General features: G+C 67.8%; 15 protein-coding genes. 11 read left to right on the forward strand and 4 right to left on the reverse strand.

Features of this window, described 5'->3' with window-relative positions:
- The first annotated feature begins 15 nt into the window (after positions 1-15).
- From dgcA to HPA02_RS02695, 7 genes are all read left to right on the forward strand, one after another.
- On the forward strand, positions 16-2088 hold the full coding sequence (gene dgcA, locus HPA02_RS02665; RefSeq protein WP_146801526.1) for a dimethylglycine demethylation protein DgcA: 2073 nt from the start codon (positions 16-18) through the stop codon (positions 2086-2088).
- A 108-nt stretch (positions 2089-2196) separates the two neighbouring features.
- On the forward strand, positions 2197-4170 hold the full coding sequence (locus HPA02_RS02670; protein ID WP_146801527.1) for a (Fe-S)-binding protein: 1974 nt from the start codon (positions 2197-2199) through the stop codon (positions 4168-4170).
- A complete protein-coding gene (gene etfA / locus HPA02_RS02675) occupies positions 4170-5438 on the forward strand; it encodes an electron transfer flavoprotein subunit alpha (RefSeq protein WP_146801528.1) in 1269 nt (422 codons plus the stop codon). Before HPA02_RS02670 ends, etfA begins: the two co-directional genes overlap by 1 nt.
- Complete coding sequence (gene etfB / locus HPA02_RS02680; protein WP_146801529.1) at positions 5428-6234, forward strand: electron transfer flavoprotein subunit beta; 807 nt, start codon at positions 5428-5430, stop codon at positions 6232-6234. Before etfA ends, etfB begins: the two co-directional genes overlap by 11 nt.
- 198 nt (positions 6235-6432) lie before the next feature.
- Positions 6433-6819 (forward strand): DUF4168 domain-containing protein, encoded by a 387-nt coding sequence (locus HPA02_RS02685; protein ID WP_146801530.1) that lies wholly within the window; start codon positions 6433-6435, stop codon positions 6817-6819.
- Positions 6820-6996: 177 nt separating this feature from the next.
- Positions 6997-8907: a DUF294 nucleotidyltransferase-like domain-containing protein gene (locus tag HPA02_RS02690; protein ID WP_146801531.1), complete on the forward strand. Its 1911-nt coding sequence runs from the start codon at positions 6997-6999 to the stop codon at positions 8905-8907.
- Positions 8908-8917: 10 nt separating this feature from the next.
- Positions 8918-9631: a 3'-5' exonuclease gene (locus tag HPA02_RS02695; protein ID WP_371832413.1), complete on the forward strand. Its 714-nt coding sequence runs from the start codon at positions 8918-8920 to the stop codon at positions 9629-9631.
- 81 nt (positions 9632-9712) lie between these two features.
- Here the strand turns inward: HPA02_RS02695 and HPA02_RS02700 are convergent, their stop codons facing one another.
- The 3 genes from HPA02_RS02700 to HPA02_RS02710 form a co-directional block, all read right to left on the reverse strand.
- Positions 9713-11383, reverse strand: a complete 1671-nt coding sequence (locus HPA02_RS02700) for a BCCT family transporter (protein WP_146801533.1) — start codon at positions 11381-11383, stop codon at positions 9713-9715.
- Between the two features lie 30 nt (positions 11384-11413).
- Positions 11414-11830 (reverse strand): universal stress protein, encoded by a 417-nt coding sequence (locus HPA02_RS02705; protein WP_146801534.1) that lies wholly within the window; start codon positions 11828-11830, stop codon positions 11414-11416.
- A 144-nt stretch (positions 11831-11974) separates the two neighbouring features.
- Positions 11975-13546, reverse strand: a complete 1572-nt coding sequence (locus HPA02_RS02710) for a BCCT family transporter (protein ID WP_146801535.1) — start codon at positions 13544-13546, stop codon at positions 11975-11977.
- A gap of 274 nt (positions 13547-13820) precedes the next feature.
- On the opposite strand from HPA02_RS02710, the gene HPA02_RS02715 reads away from it, so the two are divergent.
- From HPA02_RS02715 to HPA02_RS02725, 3 genes are all read left to right on the forward strand, one after another.
- Complete coding sequence (locus HPA02_RS02715) at positions 13821-15539, forward strand: NADH-ubiquinone oxidoreductase-F iron-sulfur binding region domain-containing protein (RefSeq protein WP_146801536.1); 1719 nt, start codon at positions 13821-13823, stop codon at positions 15537-15539.
- 11 nt (positions 15540-15550) lie between these two features.
- Positions 15551-18388 carry a formate dehydrogenase subunit alpha gene (gene fdhF, locus HPA02_RS02720; protein ID WP_146801537.1) on the forward strand — a complete coding sequence of 946 codons (2838 nt, stop codon included), beginning with the start codon at positions 15551-15553 and terminating at the stop codon, positions 18386-18388.
- Between the two features lie 66 nt (positions 18389-18454).
- On the forward strand, positions 18455-18694 hold the full coding sequence (locus HPA02_RS02725) for a hypothetical protein (protein ID WP_146801538.1): 240 nt from the start codon (positions 18455-18457) through the stop codon (positions 18692-18694).
- A gap of 237 nt (positions 18695-18931) precedes the next feature.
- Here the strand turns inward: HPA02_RS02725 and gbca are convergent, their stop codons facing one another.
- On the reverse strand, positions 18932-20218 hold the full coding sequence (gene gbca / locus HPA02_RS02730) for a glycine betaine monooxygenase oxygenase subunit (protein ID WP_146801539.1): 1287 nt from the start codon (positions 20216-20218) through the stop codon (positions 18932-18934).
- 329 nt (positions 20219-20547) lie between these two features.
- Between gbca and gbcB the strand changes: the two genes are divergently transcribed.
- Positions 20548-21654, forward strand: coding sequence for a glycine betaine monooxygenase reductase subunit (gene gbcB / locus HPA02_RS02735; protein WP_146801540.1), 1107 nt, complete (start codon positions 20548-20550; stop codon positions 21652-21654).
- The last annotated feature ends 22 nt before the right edge of the window (positions 21655-21676 follow it).

Raw genomic sequence — 21676 nt, forward strand, 5'->3', positions numbered from 1 at the left:
CGAGGAGAGAGAACCATGGCATTCGACGCGATCTTCCAGCCGATCGAGATCGGCAAGCTCACCATCCGTAACCGGGTCGTCAGCACCGCCCACGCCGAGGTGCATGCCACCGACGGCGGCATGACCACCGACCGCTACGTCAAGTACTACGAGGAGAAGGCCAAGGGCGGCTGCGGCCTGTGCATCTGCGGCGGCTCCTCGGTGGTCTCCATCGACAGCCCCCAGGGCTGGTGGAGCTCGGTGAACCTCTCCACCGACCGGATCATCCCGCACTTCCAGAATCTCGCCGATGCCGTGCACAAGCACGGCGGCAAGATCATGATCCAGATTACCCATATGGGGCGCCGCTCGCGCTGGGACGGCTACGACTGGTCGACCCTGCTGTCGCCCTCCGGCATCCGCGAGCCGGTGCACCGCTCCACCTGCAAGACCATCGAGGAGGAGGAGATCTGGCGCATCATCGGTGACTTCGCCCAGGCCGCGCGCCGGGCCAAGGAGGGCGGCCTCGACGGCGTCGAGCTGTCCGCCGTGCACCAGCACCTGATCGACCAGTTCTGGAGCCCGCGGGTCAACAAGCGTACCGACCAGTGGGGCGGTAGCTTCGAGAACCGCATGCGTTTCGGCATGGAGGTGCTCAAGGCGGTGCGCGCCGAGGTCGGCGACGACTTCGTGGTGGGCATGCGCATCTGTGGCGACGAGTTCCACCCGGACGGCCTCTCCCATGAGGACATGAAGCAGATCGCCGCCTACTACGACGCCACCGGGCAGCTCGACTTCTTCGGCGTGATCGGCTCCGGCTGCGACACCCACAACACCCTGGCCAACGTCATTCCCAACATGTCCTACCCGCCGGAGCCCTTCCTGCACCTGGCGGCGGGCATCAAGGAAGTGGTCAGCGTGCCGGTGATCCACGCCCAGAATATCAAGGACCCCAACCAGGCGCAGCGTATCCTGGAAGGCGGTTACGTGGACCTGGTGGGCATGACCCGGGCGCATATCGCCGACCCGCACATCATCGCCAAGATCAAGATGGGCCAGATCGACCAGATCAAGCAGTGCGTGGGCGCCAACTACTGCATCGACCGCCAGTACCAGGGCCTGGACGTGCTGTGCATCCAGAACGCCGCCACCTCCCGCGAGTACATGGGCCTGCCGCATATCATCGAGAAGTCCGAGGGGCCCAAGCGCAAGGTGGTGGTGGTCGGCGGTGGCCCCGGTGGCATGGAGGCGGCTCGCGTCGCCGCCGAGCGCGGCCATGACGTCACCCTGTTCGAGGCCGCAGATAGCCTGGGCGGGCAGATCACCATCGCCGCACAGGCCCCGCAGCGTGACCAGATCGCCGGCATCACCCGCTGGTATCAGCTCGAGTTGGCGCGTCTCAACGTCGACCTGCGCCTGGGCACCCGCGCCGACGAGGCGACCCTGCTCGACCTGCGCCCGGATATCGTGGTGCTGGCCACCGGCGGCCAGCCATTCCTCAGCCAGTTCCCGGAGTGGGGCTACTCGGAGAATCCCGAGGAGAGCCTGGTAGTCAGCACCTGGGACGTGCTCTCCGGCAAGGTGGCCCCGGGCAAGAACGTGCTGATCTACGACGCCATCTGCGAGTTCTCCGGCGTCTCGGCGGCGGACTACCTGGCCGACAAGGGCGCCAAGGTGGAGATCGTTACCGACGACATCAAGCCGGGCGCGGCGGTGGGCGGCACCACCTTCCCGACCTACTACCGCAGCCTCTACGAGAAGGAGGTGATCATGACCTCCGACCTGATGCTGCATAAGGTCTACCGGGAGGGCGACGGCCTGGTGGCGGTGCTCGAGAACGAGTACACCGGCGCCCTGGAGGAGCGGGTGGTCGACCAGGTGGTGGTCGAGAACGGCGTGCGTCCCGACGAGGGCCTCTACTACGCCCTCAAGGAGCAGTCTCGCAACAAGGGCCAGCTGGACCTGGAGGCGCTCTACGCCATCCAGCCCCAGCCCTGCCTGAGCGAGGCGGGCGACGGCTTCCTGCTGTTCCGCCTGGGCGACTGCACCGCGCCGCGTAACACCCACGCGGCCATCTACGACGCCCTGCGGATCTGCAAGGACTTCTAACCCCTAGCCGTAAGCCCGAGGCTCGAAGCTGGAAGTCGAAGGTGCCTTGTTGGCCCTCGCTTCCGGCTTCGCGCTACCCGCTTCCAGCTTGTCGATGAGGTGAGCGAGATGCTCGAGACCCTGCTGCCGATACTTATCTTCGCCGCCCTGGGCCTGGCGGTGATCGGCGCCTGGCGGCGTGTTCGCCTGTGGCGCCAGGGGCGGCCCTCCGCCGTGCCGCTGCTCAAGGGCCTGGCCGCCCTGCCGCGCCGCTACCTGGTCGATCTGCACCATGTGGTGGAGCGCGACAAGGTGATGTCCAACACCCACGTGGCCACCGCCGGTGGCTTCGTGGCCGCCGCCGTGCTGATGATCCTGGTGCATGGCTTCGGGCTCGCCCAGGGCGTGCTGGGCTGGCTGCTGCTGGCGGCCAGCGCCACCATGTTCGTGGGCAGCCTGTTCGTGGCCCGGCGCCGGCGCAACCCGCCCGCGCGGCTCTCCAAGGGCCCCTGGATGCGCCTGCCGAAGAGCCTGATGGCCTTCTCCCTGAGCGTCTTCGCCATCACCCTGCCGGCGGTGGGCATCCTGCCCGCCGATTTCGGGCACTGGCTGCTGGCGCTGGCCCTGGCCGCCGTGGTGGTCTGGGGCCTGGGCGAGATGGTCTTCGGCATGACCTGGGGCGGGCCGATGAAGCACGCCTTTGCCGGCGCCCTGCACCTGGCCTTCCACCGCCGTGCCGAGCGCTTCGGCGAGGGCAACCGCTCCACCGGCCTCAAGGCGCTGAACCTGGACGACGAGGCGGCGCCGCTGGGCGTCGAGAAGCCCGCCGACTTCACCTGGAACCAGCTGCTCGGCTTCGACGCCTGCGTGCAGTGCGGGCGTTGCGAGGCGATGTGCCCGGCCTTCGCCGCCGGCCAGCCGCTCAACCCCAAGAAGCTGATCCAGGACATGGTGGTGGGCCTGGCCGGGGGCAGCGATGCCAACTACGCCGGCTCTCCCTACCCCGGCAAGCCGGTGGGCGAGCACCACGGCACGCCCCATGGGCCCATCGTGGCCCGCGAGGGCAAGGCCCTGGTGGACGCCGAGACCCTGTGGTCCTGCACCACCTGCCGCGCCTGCGTGGAAGAGTGCCCGATGATGATCGAGCACGTCGACGCCATCGTCGATATGCGCCGCCACCTGACCCTGGAGCGGGGCCAGACCCCCAACAAGGGCGCCGAGGTGCTCGACAATCTGATCGCCACCGACAACCCCGGCGGCTTCGATCCCGGCTCGCGGCTGCACTGGGCGGCGGACCTCAACCTGCCGCTGATGGCCGACGTCAAGCAGGCCGAAGTGCTGCTGTGGCTGGGCGACGGGGCCTTCGATATGCGCAACCAGCGCACCCTGCGCGCCCTGGTCAAGGTGCTGCGTGCCGCCGAGGTGGAGTTCGCGGTGCTCGGCACCGAGGAGCGCGACAGCGGCGACGTGGCGCGGCGCCTGGGCGACGAGGCGACCTTCCAGTCGCTGGCCAAGCGCAATATCACCACCCTCGCGAAGTACCGCTTCCAGCGCATCGTCACCTGTGACCCCCACAGCTTCCATGTGCTGGGCAACGAGTACGGCGAGCTGGGCGGCCAGTACGAGGTGCGCCACCACAGCACCTTTATCGCCGAGCTGTATGACGCCGGCCGGCTGGCCTTCGCGCCCTGGAAGGGCGGCAGCGTCACCTACCACGATCCGTGTTATCTCGGCCGCTACAACGGCGAGTACGAGGCACCGCGCAACGTGCTCAAGGCGCTGGGCATCGAGGTCAAGGAGATGGAACGCTCCGGCTTCCGCTCGCGCTGCTGCGGCGGTGGCGGCGGGGCGCCGATCACCGATATCCCCGGCGAGCGGCGGATCCCCGATATGCGCATGAACGACGTCAAGGAGAGCGGCGCCGAGCTGGTGGCGGTGGGCTGTCCCCAGTGCACCGCCATGCTCGAGGGCGTGGTGGACGCCACCGCCGAGGTCCGCGATATCGCCGAGCTGGTGGCCGACGCCCTGGTGGCGCGCCCCGCCGTCGAGGCGGTCGATGCGAGCCGCCGCAACGCCGGCAAGACCGCCGAGGAGGTGATCTGATGAGCGAGATTCGTCGTCGCGATCCACGCCGCGAGTGGATCGCCCGTAACCGCCTGCATCCCGAGCACGCCAGCGTGGTCGCCGAGCAGGGCGGCGCCGCCAGCGAGTGGCTGGGCCCCAATGGGGTGATTCGCAAGAATCCCCGCGCCATCGGCTTTATCGGCCCCAATGGCATCAAGCGCATCGACCGCAGCGGCGCCCAGCAGGGCGGTCAGGCGGCGAGCGCGGCGCGCCAGGCGGCCCAGGACAGTCGCCGTAACGTCACCATCGAGGCCCCGGCCTTCCTGGTGGCGGTGGTGCCGGAGCTCTCCGGCGGACGTCTCTCCGCTCACGACAAGGACCTGCTGGGCCTGGCCCGGCGCCTGGCCGATGCCGACCCGGAACGTCCCGGCGCCGTGCTCGCCGTGGTCTTCGGCGAGCACAAGGAGGACGCCTTCGGCGAGGCGGGCATCGACCGCCTGCTGCACCTCGACGACGACGCCTACGCCGGCTTCGCCCCCGAGGCGCGGCTGGCGGCGCTGAGCGCCGTGGAGCGGGAGCTGGCGCCGCGGCACTGGCTGTTGCCCGACTCGCCCCTGGGCGGGGCCGACCTGGGGCGGCGCTTGGCGCTGCGCCTGAGTGAACGCCCCGCCACCGGCGTCTGGCAGATCGAGGCCGACGCCGAGACGCCGCTGGGCTGGCGCTGCACCGCCCGCGGCGCGGCGGAGAGCCTGGATATCCAGCGTCCCCTGCCCAGGGTCGCCCTGGCGCTGGCCGAGTGCGCCGAGCCGGTGGACGAGACCCGTCACGCCGCCGAGCCGCTGTACCTCACGGAGAGCATCCCCAGCGCCTTCTCGCGGATCGAGGACCTGGGGCAGGTGGCGGTGGACCCCGCCGGGGTGGCGCTCGCCGAGGCGGAGTTCATCCTCTCCGGCGGCAACGGCGTCAAGGACTGGGACGGCTTCCATCACGCCGCCAAGGTACTGGGAGCCACCGAGGGGGCGTCGCGGGTCGCTGTCGACGACGGCTTTATGGCGCGCCACCGCCAGGTGGGCGCCACCGGTACCTGGGTCACCGCCCGGGTCTACCTGGCGGTGGGCATCAGCGGGGCCATCCAGCACCTGCAGGGCATCCAGACCTGCGACAAGGTGGTGGCCATCAACCTCGATCCCGGGTGTGACATGATCAAGCGCGCCGACCTGGCGGTGATCGGCGATAGCGCCGAGATCCTCGCCGCCCTGGTGGCCATGGTGGAACAGCAGCGAGGAGGGCAGCGCGATGCGGCCTGAGCAGCAGGGAATCGAGGTGGCGGTACTGGTCTCGGTGGGGCGCCACCCCATCACCGGGCGCGCCCGTCGCGCCGATCAGGATGCCCGGGGCCTGGAGTTGGCCCTGGGTCTGGAGCGCCAGTTGCCCGGCAGCCGGGTCGGCCTGTTGCACGCCGGCCCGCGTAGCGAGGAGAACGAGTCGGCGCTGCGCGGCTACCTGGGGATGGGGCTGGACACCCTGACCCTGCTGGAGCAGGCCGAGGGCAGCGATGCCATCCCGGCCCTGGCCGAGCACCTGGCCGCGGCGCCGCCGCAGTTGGTGATCACCGGCGCCCGGGCGGAGCGCGGCGAGGGCTCGGGGCTCTTGCCCTATGCCCTGGCCGAGCGCCTGGGCTGGCCGCTGGTCAATGGCCTGGCCGCGGTGGAGAAGGTCGAGAATGGCGTGGCGACCCTGCTCCAAGCCCTGCCCCGGGGCCAGCGGCGGCGCCTCAAGGTGCGCCTGCCGGCCATCGTCAGCGTGGATGCGGCGGCCCCGGCGGCGCGCCAGAGCGCCTTCGGCCCGGCCCGCCGGGCCGAGCTCGCGGCGACCCCGGTCCCCGCCGAGCCGGACCGGGAGCTGGCCGAGTGGCAACTGGCCCCGGCCCGCAAGCGCCCCAAGCGCCTGAAGATCGTCAAGGCCGCCTCGGCCCGGGACCGCTTCAAGGCCGCCGCCGCCAAGGCGGAGGGCGGCAGCGGCCAGGTGCTGGAGGGCGTCTCGGCGGAGCAGGGCGCCGAGGCGATCCTCAAGCTGCTCAACGAGGAAGGCGTGCTGCGCTAAGCCGCGACAAGGTCCGGCCTGCCAGGCCCCCGGCGGAACCTCCGCCGGGGGCCTGGCATTTTGGGGTGTCGTCGAATGGCGATAGATGTAAGGTTGATATCACCTTATGTTTCTAGGCGTTACACAAAAGGGCTGAACCTCATGCCGACGATGCCGTCACACTAGGCGCATACATTGTCAGTTCCCCGGAGGTATTGGATGAAACGCATGACCGCCCTGTTTTCCGCCGCACTGCTGAGCGCCGGCCTGATGGCCGCCACCGGGGCCATGGCCCAGGATGACCCGGCCACCCAGGCCGCTCAGCCGCAGGCTCAGGCGGCCCAGAACTTCTCCGACGATCAGCTGCAGCAGTTCGCCGATGCCTCCCAGGAGATTGCCGCCATTTCCCAGGAGTACACCCAGCGCCTGCAGGACGCCGAAGACGAGGCCGCCCAGCAGGAGATCCGCCTGGAGGCCAACGAGCGGATGGTCGAGGAAGTCGAGGCCACGGGCCTCGAGGTGGACACCTTCAATGCCATCGGCCAGGCCATCCAGCAGGACCCCGAGCTGCTGGAGCGGGTGCAGGCGATGGCCGAACAGTCCTGAGTTCGGCCAGCGGGTCGGCTCCGGTCGAGAGCCGCCATCTGCAGTGACGGGGCCGCCTTCGGGCGGCCCCGTCTTGCGTTGGGCGGGCGTCGCTTTCGGAACGCCGGCGGGGGTTTACAGGCTGACGGGGCCAAGGGAGACTGAAAGTCAAAGCGTCGGAGCCGGAGGCCTTGCCCCATGGAAGTGGAACTGCTGGAAGTCCGCGAGCATATGTCGCGTCATGCGCCCTTCGACGGGCTCTCCGACGACCTGCTCGACGAGCTGGCCGGGCGGGTGGAGGTCAGCTACTTCAAGGCCGGCACCGAGATCCTCAGCCTCGATGAGCCCCTCAACGAGCTGCTCTATATTCGCAGCGGCGCCGTGGAGATCTATCGCCGCAACGGCGACCTCTACAACTGCCTGGGCGAGGGCGATATCTTCGGCCAGTTCAGCCTGCTGCGGAATCACCGGGTGCGCTTTCCGGCTACCGCCATCGAAGACACCCTGATCTACTTCGTGCCCGACGAGATCTTCCAGCGCCTCTGCGAGGTGGACGATCACTTCGCCGACTTCGTGGAGCTGGGCCGCTCGCGACTCAAGGCGGTGGTGGAGGAGCAGCACAAGAGCAACGACATGATGATCACCCGGGTGCGCAAGTTGCTCACCCGCAAGCCGCTGCTGGTCGATGTACACGCCAGCGTCCAGGAGGCGGCGCGGCGCATGCACGAGGAGAACGTCTCCTCGGTGCTGGTGATCGCCGACCCCGGCGAAGAGGAGGACCCACGGCGCACCTTCGTCGATCGCCAGGGGGAGTCCCATACCCTGGTGGGCATCCTCACCGACCAGGACATGCGTAACCGGGTGCTGGCGGAGGGGCTCAGCGCCGCCACGCCGCTGGGCGAGGTGGTGACCGAGGCGTTGATCACCATCCAGTCCGACGAGTCGGTGCACGAGGCGATGCTCAGCATGCTGCGCAACAACGTGCACCACCTGCCGGTGCTGCATCGTCGCCGCCCCCTGGGGGTGCTGCACCTCTCGGACATCATCCGCTACGAGACCCATTCCAGCCTCTACCTGGTCAGCAATATCTTCAGCCAGCCCGGCCCCAAGGGGCTGGCGCGGCTGGAGCCGGACGTGCGCGCCGCCTTCGTGCGCATGGTCCACGAAGGGGCCAACTCGCAGATGGTGGGCAGCGCCCTCTCCACCATCGGCCGCAGCTTCACCCGACGCCTGCTCGAGCTGGCCGAGGAAGAGCTGGGGCCGCCGCCGGTGCCCTACTGCTTTATGGCCATGGGCTCCATGGCCCGCAACGAGCAGAGCATCGTCACCGACCAGGACAATGCCCTGGTGCTCGACGACGCCTTCGACCCGGCGCAGCACGACGCCTATTTCCTGGCCCTCGCCCAACGGGTCTCCGATGGCCTGGATGCCTGCGGTTATACCTACTGCAAGGGCGATATCATGGCCACCAACGTCAAGTGGCGACAGCCCCTGGCGGTGTGGAAGCGCTACTTCAGCGACTGGATCGACAACCCCAACCCCGAGCACCTGCTGCATAGCTCGATCTTCTTCGACCTGGACAGCGTCTACGGCGAGGAGGCCTTCGCCGAGCAGCTCCAGGACCTGGTGGCGGAGCACGCGGCGAGGAGCCCGCTGTTCCTCGCTGCCATGGCCCGCAATGCCCTGAATCGCACGCCGCCCCTGGGCTTCTTCCGCACCTTCGTGATGGAGAAGGACGGCAAGCAGAACAACTCCATCAACCTCAAGCGGCGCGGCACCGCGCCCCTGGTGGACCTGATCCGGGTCCATGCCCTGGCCTGCGGCTCCCGGGCCCAGAACTCCTTCGAGCGCCTCGACGATATCGCCAGGACCCAGCTGCTGCCCGCCGGCACCGGCGACAAGATCCGTTACGCCCTGGAATTCATCGCCATGGTGCGCATTCGCCACCAGGTGATCGATATCGAGGAGGAACGCGAGCCGGACAACAATATCGAGCCGGCCAATGTCTCCGATAGCGAGCGGCATAACCTCAAGGAGGCCTTCCAGGTGCTCAGCAACGCCCAGAAGTTCATGAAGTTCCGTTATCCGATTCCGTCCCGGGGTCGCTAGGATGGTCTCGTTGCGCGGGGCCGAACCCGATCGCCAGCGCTGGCCCGAGTACCTGCGGGGGCGGGCCTCGGTGTGCAAGGAGCCGCGCCTGGCCCGCTACTTTGCCGCCGGCACCCTGGACCCCCAGACGCCCATCGGCGACGCCACCCTGGTGGCCCTGGACATGGAGACCACCGGTCTCGACGCCAGTCGCCACGCCATCGTCAGCATCGGCCTGGTGCCCTTCACCCTGAACCGCATCTGCCTGGCCGAGCGGCGCTACTGGGTGGTGCGCCCGCCGCGGCCGCTGAGTCGCGAGTCGGTGGCCCTGCATCGCATCACCCACTCCGAGGTGGCCGAGGCGCCCGACCTGGAGGCGATCTTCGACGACCTGCTGGCGGAGCTCAGCGGGCGCCTGGCGGTGGTGCACTATCGGCATATCGAGCGCCCCTTCCTCAATTCCGCGATCCAGGGCCGGCTGGGGGAGGAGTTCAAGTTTCCGGTGATCGATACCATGTCCCTGGAGGCGCGCATCCATCGCCAGTCGCTGTGGGCGCGCTTCCGCCGCTGGCTGGGGCGCCCGCCGGTCTCCATCCGCCTGCACAACAGCCGCGAGCGCTACGGCCTGCCCCCCTACCAGGGGCACCATGCACTGATCGATGCCCTGGCCACCGCGGAGCTGCTCCAGGCCCAGGTCGCCAATCACTACCGTCCGGAGACGCCGATCGGCAGCCTGTGGAGTTAATCCCCTTTTTCAATAAACCATAAAAAACCAGGGCGGCCCGAAGGCCGCCCTGGTCATGTTGCCGTGCTCGTCGAGCAGCGATCAGCCGCGAGGCTCGCTCATCAGCCCCTTGACGATGGCATAGCAGGCCGCCAGCAGCACCAGGGTGAAGGGCAGGCCGGTGGTGATCACCGCGGTCTGCAGGGCGGTCAGCCCGCCGCCCAGCAGCAGGGCGATGGCGATGGCGCCCTCGATCAGGCACCAGAAGACGCGCTGGGGCTTGGGTGCGTCCACCTTGCCACCGGCGGTGATGGAGTCGATCACCAGGGAGCCGGAGTCGGAGGAGGTGATAAAGAACACCATCACCAGCACGATCCCCACGAAGGAGGTAATGGCGGTGAGCGGCAGCTGGCCGAGCATCTCGAACAGCTGGATCTCCAGGGCGGCGTTCTTGACGCCCTCGAAGCCGTCGGTGACGAACTGGTCGATGGCGGTGCTACCGAAGGCGGTCATCCACAGCACCGAGACCACGGAGGGCACCAGCAGCACGGCGATCAGGAACTCACGCACGCTGCGACCACGCGAGACGCGGGCGATGAACATGCCGACGAACGGTGACCAGGAGATCCACCAGGCCCAGTAGAAGGCGGTCCAGCCCTGGCTGAAGTTGGCGTCCTCGCGGCCGAAGGGCATGGAGAGCGCCGGCAGGTTCACCACATAGGCGACCAGGTTCTCGAAGAAGCCGGTGGCGATCAGCAGGGTCGGGCCGACGACGACCACGAAGGCCAGCAGCAGGAAGGCCAGCACCATGTTGACCTGAGACAGGCGTTGCACGCCCTTGTCGACGCCCAGCATCACCGAGCCCAAGGCCACCAGGGTGATGCCGAGGATCAGCACCACCATGGTGGCGTTGGTGTTGGGGATCCCGAACAGGTAGTCGAGACCGGCGGAGGCCTGGGAGGCGCCAAGGCCCAGGGAGGTGGCCAGGCCGAAGAGGGTGGCGAACACCGCCAGGATATCGATCACATGGCCCGGCCAGCCCCAGACGCGCTCCCCCAGGATCGGGTAGAAGATGGAGCGCATGGTCAGCGGCAGGCCCTTGTTGTAGGAGAACAGGGCCAGGGCCAGGGCCACCACGGCGTAGATCCCCCAGGGGTGCAGGCCCCAGTGGAAGATGGTCGCGGCCATGCCCAGGCTGATGGCGCCCTCGGTATCACCGGCGGCGGCGCCCAGCGGCGACCAGTCGGTGCGCACGCCGTCTTCGCCGATGCTGACGCCGTCCAGGGCGGTGCCGAAATGCGTCAGTGGCTCGGAGACGCCATAGAACATCAGGCCGATGCCCATCCCCGCCGCGAAGAGCATGGCGAACCAGCCCGCGTAGGAGAAGTCGGGAGTGGCATGGGCGCCGCCGATGCGCACCTTGCCCAGGGGCGTGAAGATCAGCGCCACCGACAGCACCACGAAGATATTGGCCGCCAGCAGGAAGAACCAGGAGAGGTTTCCGGTCAGCACGGCGAAGATGGCATCGAAGATCGGCGATACCTGATCCTGTAGGGCCAGGGTGATGATCACGAAGAACAGGATCACCAGGGACGAGACCGTGAAGACCTTGCCGTGGAGATCGAAGTCGATGCCGAACTTGGATGATGTGACGTTATCCTGGCCGATCACGTAGTCGGTATCGATCAGGTTCGCCGGCCCTTCCGGGGCCGGGATGCCTTCGGAGCCTTGGCTCCGTTCCCTGGCATTGGGATCGTTGGAATGTGTAGCCACAGATATTCTCCGTCTTTGGGACTTCGAAACTTAAGCGCGTACCAGGAAGATGGACGCTTGAGTATGGGTCGCGACCTTGCCGCCATGCGCCGGCAGAAGGGCATCCAGGTGGCGGGGCAGGTGAGTGCCCATGACCACCAGGTCGGCGCCGACGTCCTCGATCGCTTGGACCAGGACATCGTCGAGATCGACGGCGGGGTCGTGACTGATCACCACGCGAGCACTGACCGGCTGGCCATGCTCTGTGGTGTGCTGTTTGGCGAAGGCATCGAGTTTTTGTTGGTACTCTTCCGGGGTCCTGGCCAGGCTGCCCGGGGTCGAGGCGGTGACCCCCACATAGCAGACCTCGGCCTGGTAGAAGTTGGCCAGATCGGCCACGACTCGCAGGGTCTTGGCCAACTGGTCGAGGTGGGCCAGGTCCACCGGAACCATGATCTTCTTGTACATCTTGCCCTCCTGGGTCGGCGGCCGTTGTGATTGTTCGTCAGACGCCATGACACCCTAATATTGTGACGCTTTATACAGGGAATGCCAGGGGAGTCGCCAACGCTCCTCCCCCGGCAGGGTATCGATCCTGTGGTTAATGCGGCGTCAGACGGTGGCCAGTCGCTGGTTGCGTTGCTCCTCGCGCAGCCCCAGCGCCAGGCTGAAACACATCACCAGCAGCACCAGGGTGAAGGGCAGGCCGGTGGCCACGGCGCCCGCCTGCAGGGCGCTGAGGGCGGTGCTGCCGCCGCCGTAGAGCAGGACCCCGGCGATCACCCCTTCCAGGGTGGCCCAGAAAACCCGCTGGCTGCGCGGCGCATCGGTCTTGCCGCCGGCGGTGATGTTGTCGATCACCAGGGAACCGGAGTCGGAGGAGGTGATAAAGAACACCAGTACCAGGACGATCGCCAGGCTGGAGGTGAGGGTGGTCATCGGCAGTTGTTCGAGCATATGGAACATCGCCAGGGAGACATCGCCGATGCCATTGGCCAGCTCGCCGACGCCCTCGGCGGATTGACGCAGGGCGGTGCCGCCGAAGGCGCTCATCCAGACGATGGTGACCAGGGTGGGCACCAGCAGCACGGCGGTGAGGAATTCCCGCACGGTACGGCCGCGAGAGACGCGGGCGATAAACATGCCGACGAAGGGCGACCAGGAGATCCACCAGGCCCAGTAGAAGACCGTCCAGCCGTGGTACCAGGTGGTGTCATCGCGACCGATCCAGTTGGAGAGCGGCACGATATGCCCCAGGTAATCCAGGGTGGTGGTGACCAGGCCATTGACGAACAGCAGGGTGCCGCCGGTGAACACCACGAACAGCAGCAGCACCAGGGCGATCACCATATTGATATTGGAAAATAGCTTCACCCCGCCGTCGATGCCGCGCCATACCGAGAACAGCGCCACCACGGTGACCAGCACGATAATCGCGATCTGGGTGCCCAGGGTATTGGGAATATCGAACAGATAGGCCAGGCCGCCGGCGGCCTGGGAGGCGCCGAAGCCCAGGGAGGTGGCCAGGCCGAAGATGGTCGCCAGCACCGCCACGATATCGATGGTGTGGCCGATCCAGCCCCGGGTGTACCGGCCCAGCAGCGGCGTGAAGGCGGAACGCAGGGTCAGCGGCAGGCCGCGGTTATAGGCGAAGAAGGCCAGCGACAGGCCGACCACGCCGTAGATGGCCCAGGGGTGCAGGCCCCAGTGGAACATGGTGGCGCCCATGGCGGCGCTGGCGCCCTCGGCGGTGCCGGCGGCGGCATTCAGCGGCGTGCCGTACCAGTCGGTGTAGTAGGCCACCGGTTCGGCCACGCTCCAGAACATCAGGCCGATGCCCATGCCGGCGGCGAACAGCATGGCGAACCAGGAGAGCCGGGAGTACTCCGGACGCGCCTGGGCGCCACCCAGGCGGATGCGGCCCACCGGGAGCAGCACCAGCGCCAGGCAGAAGATCACGAAGAAGTTGCCGGCGATCATGAACAGCCAGTCGAAATGCTCGATGGACCAGCCGCGGGCGGCGCCCAGTTGGCCGTTGGCGGCATCGGGGTAGATCAGGGCGTAGAGGATAAAGGCCAGGATGGCCAAGGCGGAGAGGGGGAAGACGGGGTTGTGGAAGTCCAGCCCCATGATCTGCTTGTTGTCTTGGCCGGCGGTCAAGACCGGCGCATCGTCTTGCTTCATGGAAAGCCCTCGTTGTTATTGTCACGGGTGCCCCCTTTGAGATGCGGGGACCCAGGGCATTCTTGGCGCTGTTCGCCGTGGGGGGTGTCGTGAAAGCGACCTGCACATATCCGCGCCGAGGGCGAAGGAGGCTGCCCATGGCGGAGGAGGGGCTAACTCAGAGCGACCTCGACATGCCTGCTCGCTCGCCCTGTCGGCGCAGACGATTGCCCGGTGGCGGGGGTGGTGCCACCATGCCGATAATTGAGGTACCACCGATAACAACGAGCCCATCATGACCGTCCAGACCGTGACCCCCACGCGCCGCTTCCGCGGCAAGCCCCGTGGCCGCGAGCTCGACCCCGCCGCCCTGGCCGGGCTGCGTGAGCTGCTCGGCGACGAGCGCCAGGATGCCTCGCTGCGCCGCCGCGACCTGCTGATCGAACACCTGCATGCCATCCAGGATGCCCGGGGCCATCTGGCGATGGTGGAGCTGCGCGCCCTGGCCAGCTTCATGAACCTGCCCATGGCGGCGGTCTATGAGACCGCGACCTTCTACGCCCACTTCGACGTGGTGCATGACGACCAGCAGGCCCCCCCGGCATTGACCATCCGCGTCTGCGACTCGCTCTCCTGCCAACTGGCCGGCGCCGAGGCGCTGCGCGCCGAGCTGGAAGCGGGCCTCGACGCCGAGGCGGTGCGGGTACTGCGGGCGCCCTGCATGGGGCGCTGCGACACGGCGCCGGTGGTGGAGGTGGGCCATCGCCACCTGGGCCGGGCCGATGCGGCCCGGGTGCGGGCGGCCATCGAGGCCGGCGAGACGCATCCCGAGTCCATCGACTGGCAGCGCCTCGATGCCTACCGCTGCGAGGGTGGCTTCGAGCTGCTCCAGGCCTGCCACGACGGCGCGGTGACGGTGGAGGCGCTGATGGAGGCGATGCAGCAGGCCAACCTGCGCGGCCTGGGCGGTGCCGGCTTCCCGACCTTCAAGAAGTGGCACTTCGTGCGTGCCGAGGCGGGCCCGCGCTACTGCGCCATCAACGCCGACGAGGGCGAGCCCGGCACCTTCAAGGATCGCTACTACCTGGAGCGGGCCCCGCATCGCTTCCTGGAAGGTGCCCTGGTCAGCGCCTGGGCGGTGGAGGCCGAGGCCCTCTATATCTACCTGCGCGACGAGTACCCGGGCCTGCATGGCGTGTTGCGCGAGGCGATCGCCGAACTCGAGGCCGCCGGCCTGGTGGCACCGGGCTATATCGTGGTGCGGCGTGGCGCCGGCGCCTATATCTGCGGCGAGGAGTCGGCGATGATCGAGTCCCTGGAGGGCAAGCCGGGCAAGCCCCGCCATCGTCCGCCCTTCGTCGCCCAGAAGGGCCTCTTCGACCGCCCCACCCTGGTCAACAACGTGGAGACCGTCTACTGGATCCCGCTGATCTGGCAGCGCGGCGCCGAGGCCTTCGCGAGCCAGGGCCGCCATGGCCGGGTGGGGCTGCGCAGCTTCTCGGTCTCCGGCCGGGTCAAGCGACCCGGGGTGCACCTGGCCCCGGCGGGCATCACCCTCAACGAGCTGATCGAGGAGTACTGCGGCGGCATGGCCGACGGCCATCGCCTGGCCGCCTACCTGCCCGGCGGCGCCTCCGGTGGCATCCTGCCGGCCGCCAAGGCGGACATCCCCCTGGACTTCGATACCCTCCAGGAGCACGGCTGCTTTATCGGCTCGGCGGCGGTGATGGTGCTCTCCGACCGGGACGACCTGCGCGCCGTGGCCACCAACCTGCTGGCCTTCTTCGCCGACGAGTCCTGTGGCCAGTGCACGCCCTGCCGGGTGGGCACCGAGAAGATGCTGACCCTGCTCGAGGGCGACGAATGGGACGCCGAGGTCCTGACGCGCTTGTCGCAGGTGATGATGGACGCCTCCATCTGCGGCCTCGGTCAGGCGGCCCCCAACCCGGTGCTGGGGCTGCTCAAGGATTTCCGCGGTGAACTCGCCGCCCAGAACGTGATCGTCAAGGGGTAAGGGAGATGAGCATGACCGAACCGAGCTCAAGCACAGGCTTTACCCTGACCCTGGATGGCGTGGAAGTGAGCGCTTACCGGGGCGAGACCCTCTGGCAGGTGGCCAAGCGCGCCGGCGAGACCATTCCGCACCTCTGCTTCAAGGACGCCAGCGGCTACCGCGCCGACGGCAACTGTCGCGCCTGCATGGTGGAGATCGAGGGCGAGCGCGCCCTGGCCGCCAGCTGCCTGCGCGAGGCGGCGCCGGGCATGGTGGTCAAGAGCGCCGACTCCGAGCGGGCGCGCACCGCCCGGGAAGGCGTCATGGAGCTGCTGCTGGTCGACCAGCCGGCGCGTGACGACAGTCCCGATCGCTCCAGCCACTTCTGGGCCATGGCCGACCAGCTGGCCATCGACGCCACGGCGGTGCGTGAGCGGCTGCCGACCCGTCGCCAGGGCGCGGTGCATCATGTGGCCCCCCGTGAGGACTCACTCACGCATGCGCAGGGCCATGACGACAGCCACTCCGCCATGCGCGTCAATCTCGATGCCTGCATCGAGTGCAACCTCTGCGTGCGCGCCTGTCGCGAGGTGCAGGTCAACGACGTCATCGGCCTGGCCCACCGCGGCTCGGCTTCGAAGATCGTCTTCGACTTCGACGACCCCATGGGCGACAGCACCTGCGTGGCCTGCGGCGAGTGCGTCCAGGCCTGCCCCACCGGTGCCCTGATGCCCGCCACCCTGGTCGACCAGGCGGGCCATGGCGACTCCGCGGCGGCCGACCGCCGCGTCGACTCGGTGTGCCCCTACTGCGGGGTGGGCTGCCAGCTCACCTACCATATCAAGGACGACGAGATCCTCTTCGTGGAGGGGCGTGACGGCCCCTCCAACGCGAACCGCCTGTGCGTCAAGGGGCGCTTCGGCTACGACTACCCGCGTCACCCGTCGCGGTTGACCACGCCGCTGATCCGCAAGCCCAGGATCGCCAAGGGCATCGATCCGGCCTTCGATCCGGCGAATCCTTTGACCCACTTCCGCGAGGCGAGCTGGGACGAGGCCCTGGACGTCGCCGCCCGGGGGCTCGTCGACCTCAAGGCGGCCCACGGCCCGGCGGCACTGGCCGGCTTCGGCAGCGCCAAGTGCTCCAACGAGGAGGCCTGGCTGTTCCAGAAGCTGGTGCGCACCGGCTTCGGCTCCAACCATGTGGACCACTGCACCCGGCTGTGCCATGCCAGCTCGGTGGCGGCGCTGATGGAATGCATCGGCTCCGGCGCCGTGACCGCCTCCTTTATGCAGGCCAGCGAGGCCGACGTGGTGATCCTCACCGGTTGCAACCCGGCGGTGAACCATCCGGTGGCGGCGACCTTCTTCAAGCAGGCCGCCAAGCGCGGCACCAAGATCCTGATCCTCGACCCCCGTGGCCAGGCCCTGGATGCCTATGCCCACCGGAGCGTGCGCTTCTCGCCGGGGGCCGACGTGGCGCTGTTCAACGCCATGCTCAATGTGATCATCACCGAGGGGCTCTACGACGAGGCCTATATCGCCCAGCACACCGAGGGCTTCGAGGCCCTCGAGGCCCATGTGGTGGACATGACCCCCGAGGCGATGAGCGGCCTATGCGGCGTCGAGCCGGAGACCATCCGCGAGGTGGCGCGGCTCTACGCCACCGCCGAGCGGGCGATGATCTTCTGGGGCATGGGCATCTCCCAGCATACTCACGGCACCGACAACGCCCGCTGCCTGATCTCGCTGGCCCTGGCCTGCGGTCAGACCGGGCGCCCCGGCACCGGCCTGCACCCGCTGCGCGGCCAGAACAACGTCCAGGGCGCCTCCGACGCGGGCCTGATCCCCATGGTGATGCCCGACTACCAGCCGGTCAGCGACGCCCAGGTGCGCGCCGCCTTCGAGGAGCTGTGGAACACGCCCCTGGACCCGGAGCCGGGCCTCACCGTGGTGGAGATCATGGATGCCATCCATGCCGGCACCATCAAGGGCATGTATATCCAGGGCGAGAACCCGGCGATGTCCGACCCGGACCTGGAGCATGCCCGCCAGGCGCTCGGCGAGCTCGAGCACCTGGTGGTGCAGGACCTCTTCGTCACCGAGACCGCCCAGTTCGCCGACGTGATCCTGCCGGCCTCGGCGTGGCCGGAGAAGGACGGCAGCGTCACCAACACCAACCGCCAGGTGCAGCTGGGCCGCGCGGCCCTGCCGCTGCCGGGGCAGGCCAAGCCGGACTGGTGGATCATCCAGGAGATCGCCAAGCGCTTCGGCCTGGGCTGGGACTACCAGCACCCGCGGGACGTCTTCGCCGAGATGAAGCGCGGCATGCCGTCTTTGGACCATATCTCCTGGGAGCGCCTGGAGCGGGAGCAGTCGGTGACCTATCCCTGCCCGGCGGAGGATGCCCCGGGCGCCGACGTGGTCTTTAGCGATGCCTTCCCCACCGCCAGCGGGCGGGCGAAATTCTCGCCCACCCGGCCGCTGCCGCCGGACGAGCCGGTGGATGATGCCTTCCCCACGGTGCTGACCACCGGGCGACAGCTCGAGCACTGGCATACCGGCTCCATGACCCGCCGGGCCACCGTGCTCGACGACCTGGAGCCGGAGGCGGTGGCCAGCCTGGCGCCCGGGGAGCTGGCGAGGCTGGGCCTGGCCCCGGGGGATGCGCTGACCATCACCACCCGCCGGGGGGCCATCACCCTCAGGGCGCGGATCGATCCGGCGATGCCGGAGGGCATGGTCTTCGTGCCCTTCTGCTACGGGGAGGCCGCCGCCAACCTGCTGACCAACCCGGCCCTCGACCCCTATGGGAAGATTCCGGAATTCAAATACGCGGCCTGTCGCCTGAGTCCGGCCGACGCGGCCTGAGCACCGGGCGGGGCCGGCGTCGTCCGGTCTCGCCCCTGACCCGCCCCACGACTGGAGGGCCAACCCATGATGATCGCCGACCTGATCGATGGCGAAGACTTCCGCAATCGCCTGGTGGCCCTGGGGATTCGCATCCCCGAGGGGGCCTGTCCCGAGACCTGCGCGCGCATGGCGCTGCTCAAGCACGTGGAGGTGGGGGTGCCCGGCCTCCAGGACCTGGTGCGCGAGCTCAGCGAACAGACCGATGTGATGCTGCCCTCGGTGCGCCAGGCCCTGGAGCGCTACCTGCTGCCGGGGCTACGTTAGGCTAATCGCCGATCTCCTGTGGGAGCTCAGCTCCGCTGAGCGATTGGCGCCGTCAGGCGCCCTGGCCTATCACTCGGCATAACCGAGTTCCCACAACACCACCACTGCTGAGCCATCCGGCTTAGTGAGAGCGCGGCGCCCCCTGGGGCGCCGCGTCTGTTTCGGTCCTGCGGCCGGAAAGCAACAGGCCCGCCGATGGCGGGCCTGTTGGGTTATGACGGGGCAGAACGAAGGGGCTTAGCCCTGCACCACCTTGAGCTCCGGGGCGGTGCTGCCGAGGTTCTCCAGCAGGCGCTCGCCGTACCAATCGAGGAAGTCGATCACGCCGAACTCGTAGGTCTCGGAGTAAGGGCCCGGCTCGTAGGCCTTGGAGTTGATGCCGCGCTGATTCTCCTCGGCCAGGCGACGATCCTGGTCGTTGGTGGCGTCCCACACCTTGCGCATCTCGACGGGATCGTAGTCGACCCCTTCCACGGCGTCCTTGTGCACCAGCCACTTGGTGGTCACCAGGGTCTGCTGGGGCCCCAGCGGCAGTACCCGGAAGACGATGGCGTGATCGCCCATGAAGTGGTTCCAGGAGTTGGGCAGATGGAGGATGCGCAGCGAGCCCAGGTCGGCGTTCTGGATGCGCCCCATCAGCTTCTGGCAGGCGGGCTTGCCGTCCATGGTCATGGAGACGGCGCCGTCCAGCAGCGGGGTGCGGGTCAGGCGATTGCGCTTGCCGAAGCGCTTGAGCTGCCAGGGCACCTGCTGGGCGTCCCAGTCGGCCTGCTTCTGGGCCACCAGGGCCTTGTAGGCGGGAGTGGCGCGGGGATCGTCGGTGTCGTCGAACTCCTGCAGGGAGTTGAGCAGCTCCGGGTGCGAGCCGTTGCAGTGGTAGCACTCGCGGTTGTTCTCGATCACCAGCTTCCAGTTGGCCTGCTCGACGATGGAGGACTCCACCGCCACCTTGGTGTTCTCCATGTCGTAGGGTTCGAGGTAGTGATTCAGGGTGGCCAGGAAGTCGTCGATGGCCGGCGGCTCGTCGGCCAGGCTGACGAAGATGAACCCGCCCCCGGTCTTCACCTGCACCGGCTTGAGGCCGTACTGGTTGAGGTCGAAGTTCTCGCCCATGTCGGAGCCGGCGAACAGCAGGCGGCCGTCCAGCTCGTAGGTCCACTGGTGGTAGGGGCAGACCAGCTTGGCGACCTTGCCCTTCTCCTTGACGCACAGCCGCGAGCCGCGGTGACGGCAGACGTTGTGGAAACCATGCACCTGACCGTCATTGCCGCGCACCAGGATCACCGGGTTGTCGCCGATCTCCACGGTCATGAAGTTGCCCTTGGTGGGAATCTCGCTGGTCATGCCGGCGAAGAGCCACTCCTTGCCGAAGATCTCCTGCATATCCAGGGCGAAGACACGCTCGTCATTGTAGAAAGGCTGGGGCAGGGAGAAATTGCGCTGACGACTGCGCAGCATCTCTGCGGTGGCTTCCCGGGCGGGGGCCAGCGGATCGTCCAGACGAGCGAGGGGCTTGGATTCCATGGGGCACATCCTCATTACAGGCGGCGGGTCAGGCCGAGTCATTGTTGATTGTGAGCTTCGTCAGCGGCAGGGCGCGCTGCATCGGCGTGCCCCTGATTTGCGGCGAGTGTGGATCAGAGTCGCAACAGGCAGTTATCTGCTGGCGACAGAAGGTGATACGCCGGCGACGCCGGGCGAAATTACGCCCCCGGGGCCTGGATGCCAGGGATATGCCCGTGTCGTGAACAGGCATGTGATGACGCTATCCCTTGGCGCAAAATTCGCTCAACGACAAGCGGTGGCACCGCGGTCGGAGACAGCCCCCATGGTGCAGCCCAGGCGAACCGATAATGACAATGAACTTCCTCAACCCCGTCACCACCCAGACCTGGACCAATGGCCGCCACCTGGTGCGCTGCGTCAAGGTGATCCAGGAGACCTGGGACGTGCGTACCTTCTGCTTCATGGCCGAGCAGCCGGTGATGTTCTTCTTCAAGCCGGGGCAGTTCGTGACCCTGGAGCTGGAGATCGACGGCGAGCAGGTGATGCGCTCCTACACCATCTCCAGCTCCCCCTCGGTGCCCTACAGCTTCTCGATCACCGTCAAGCGGGTGCCCGGGGGCCGCGTCTCCAACTGGCTGCACGACAACCTGCGCGTCAATGACGAGCTGGCGGTGCACGGCCCGGTGGGCAACTTCAACTGCATCGACTACCCGGCGGAGAAGATCCTGATGCTCTCCGGCGGCGTCGGCATCACCCCGCTGATGTCCATGGCGCGCTGGTTCTTCGATACCAACTCCCTGGTGGACATCGAGTTCGTGCACAGCGCGCGCTCCCCCAAGGACGTGATCTTCCACCGCGAGCTCGAGCATATCTTCTCGCGGATTCCCGAGTTCAAGCTGCATATCATCTGCGAGCGCAGCGACGAACTGGGTGAGGCCTGGGCCGGCTTCCGCGGCTACCTGAGTCAGGCGATGCTCGAGCTGATGGCCCCCGATTTCATGGATCGGGAGATCTTCTGCTGCGGCCCCACCCCCTATATGAACGCCGTCAAGAACCTGCTCCGGCAGAACGGCTTCGATATGAGCCACTACCACGAGGAGTCCTTCGGAGAGACCCCGGCCGATGTGCAGGAGGAGGCCCTGGAGCATGCCGAGCAGGCCGAGGCGGAGGCCGAAGAGCTGGATATCGCCGATATGTACAGCGTCGAGTTCGCCTCCACCGGCAAGAGCGTGCGCATCCAGCCCGGCGAGACCGTGCACACCGCCGCCGCCAAGCTGGGGCTGCATATTCCCAAGGCCTGCGGCATGGGGATCTGTGGTACCTGCCGGGTGCCCCTCACCGCCGGCCAGGTGGACATGGAGCACAACGGCGGCATCACCGACGAGGACGTGGCCGAGGGCTATATCCTCTCCTGCTGCAGCAAGCCGCTGGGCGACGTGGTGGTCGATTACTGAGGTACAGATGCCGCAGGCCTGG

Source organism: Bisbaumannia pacifica (assembly GCF_007989625.1).
In the GTDB taxonomy this organism is placed as follows: Bacteria; Pseudomonadota; Gammaproteobacteria; order Pseudomonadales; family Halomonadaceae; genus Bisbaumannia; species Bisbaumannia pacifica.

Coding starts and splice junctions, on each gene's coding strand:
- dgcA (WP_146801526.1), top strand. CDS start 16: ATGGCATTCGACGCGATCTTCCAGCCGATCGAGATCGGCAAGCTCACC.
- HPA02_RS02670 (WP_146801527.1), top strand. CDS start 2,197: ATGCTCGAGACCCTGCTGCCGATACTTATCTTCGCCGCCCTGGGCCTG.
- etfA (WP_146801528.1), top strand. CDS start 4,170: ATGAGCGAGATTCGTCGTCGCGATCCACGCCGCGAGTGGATCGCCCGT.
- etfB (WP_146801529.1), top strand. CDS start 5,428: ATGCGGCCTGAGCAGCAGGGAATCGAGGTGGCGGTACTGGTCTCGGTG.
- HPA02_RS02685 (WP_146801530.1), top strand. CDS start 6,433: ATGAAACGCATGACCGCCCTGTTTTCCGCCGCACTGCTGAGCGCCGGC.
- HPA02_RS02690 (WP_146801531.1), top strand. CDS start 6,997: ATGGAAGTGGAACTGCTGGAAGTCCGCGAGCATATGTCGCGTCATGCG.
- HPA02_RS02705 (WP_146801534.1), bottom strand. CDS start 11,830: ATGTACAAGAAGATCATGGTTCCGGTGGACCTGGCCCACCTCGACCAG.
- HPA02_RS02710 (WP_146801535.1), bottom strand. CDS start 13,546: ATGAAGCAAGACGATGCGCCGGTCTTGACCGCCGGCCAAGACAACAAG.
- HPA02_RS02715 (WP_146801536.1), top strand. CDS start 13,821: ATGACCGTCCAGACCGTGACCCCCACGCGCCGCTTCCGCGGCAAGCCC.
- fdhF (WP_146801537.1), top strand. CDS start 15,551: ATGACCGAACCGAGCTCAAGCACAGGCTTTACCCTGACCCTGGATGGC.
- HPA02_RS02725 (WP_146801538.1), top strand. CDS start 18,455: ATGATGATCGCCGACCTGATCGATGGCGAAGACTTCCGCAATCGCCTG.
- gbca (WP_146801539.1), bottom strand. CDS start 20,218: ATGGAATCCAAGCCCCTCGCTCGTCTGGACGATCCGCTGGCCCCCGCC.
- gbcB (WP_146801540.1), top strand. CDS start 20,548: ATGACAATGAACTTCCTCAACCCCGTCACCACCCAGACCTGGACCAAT.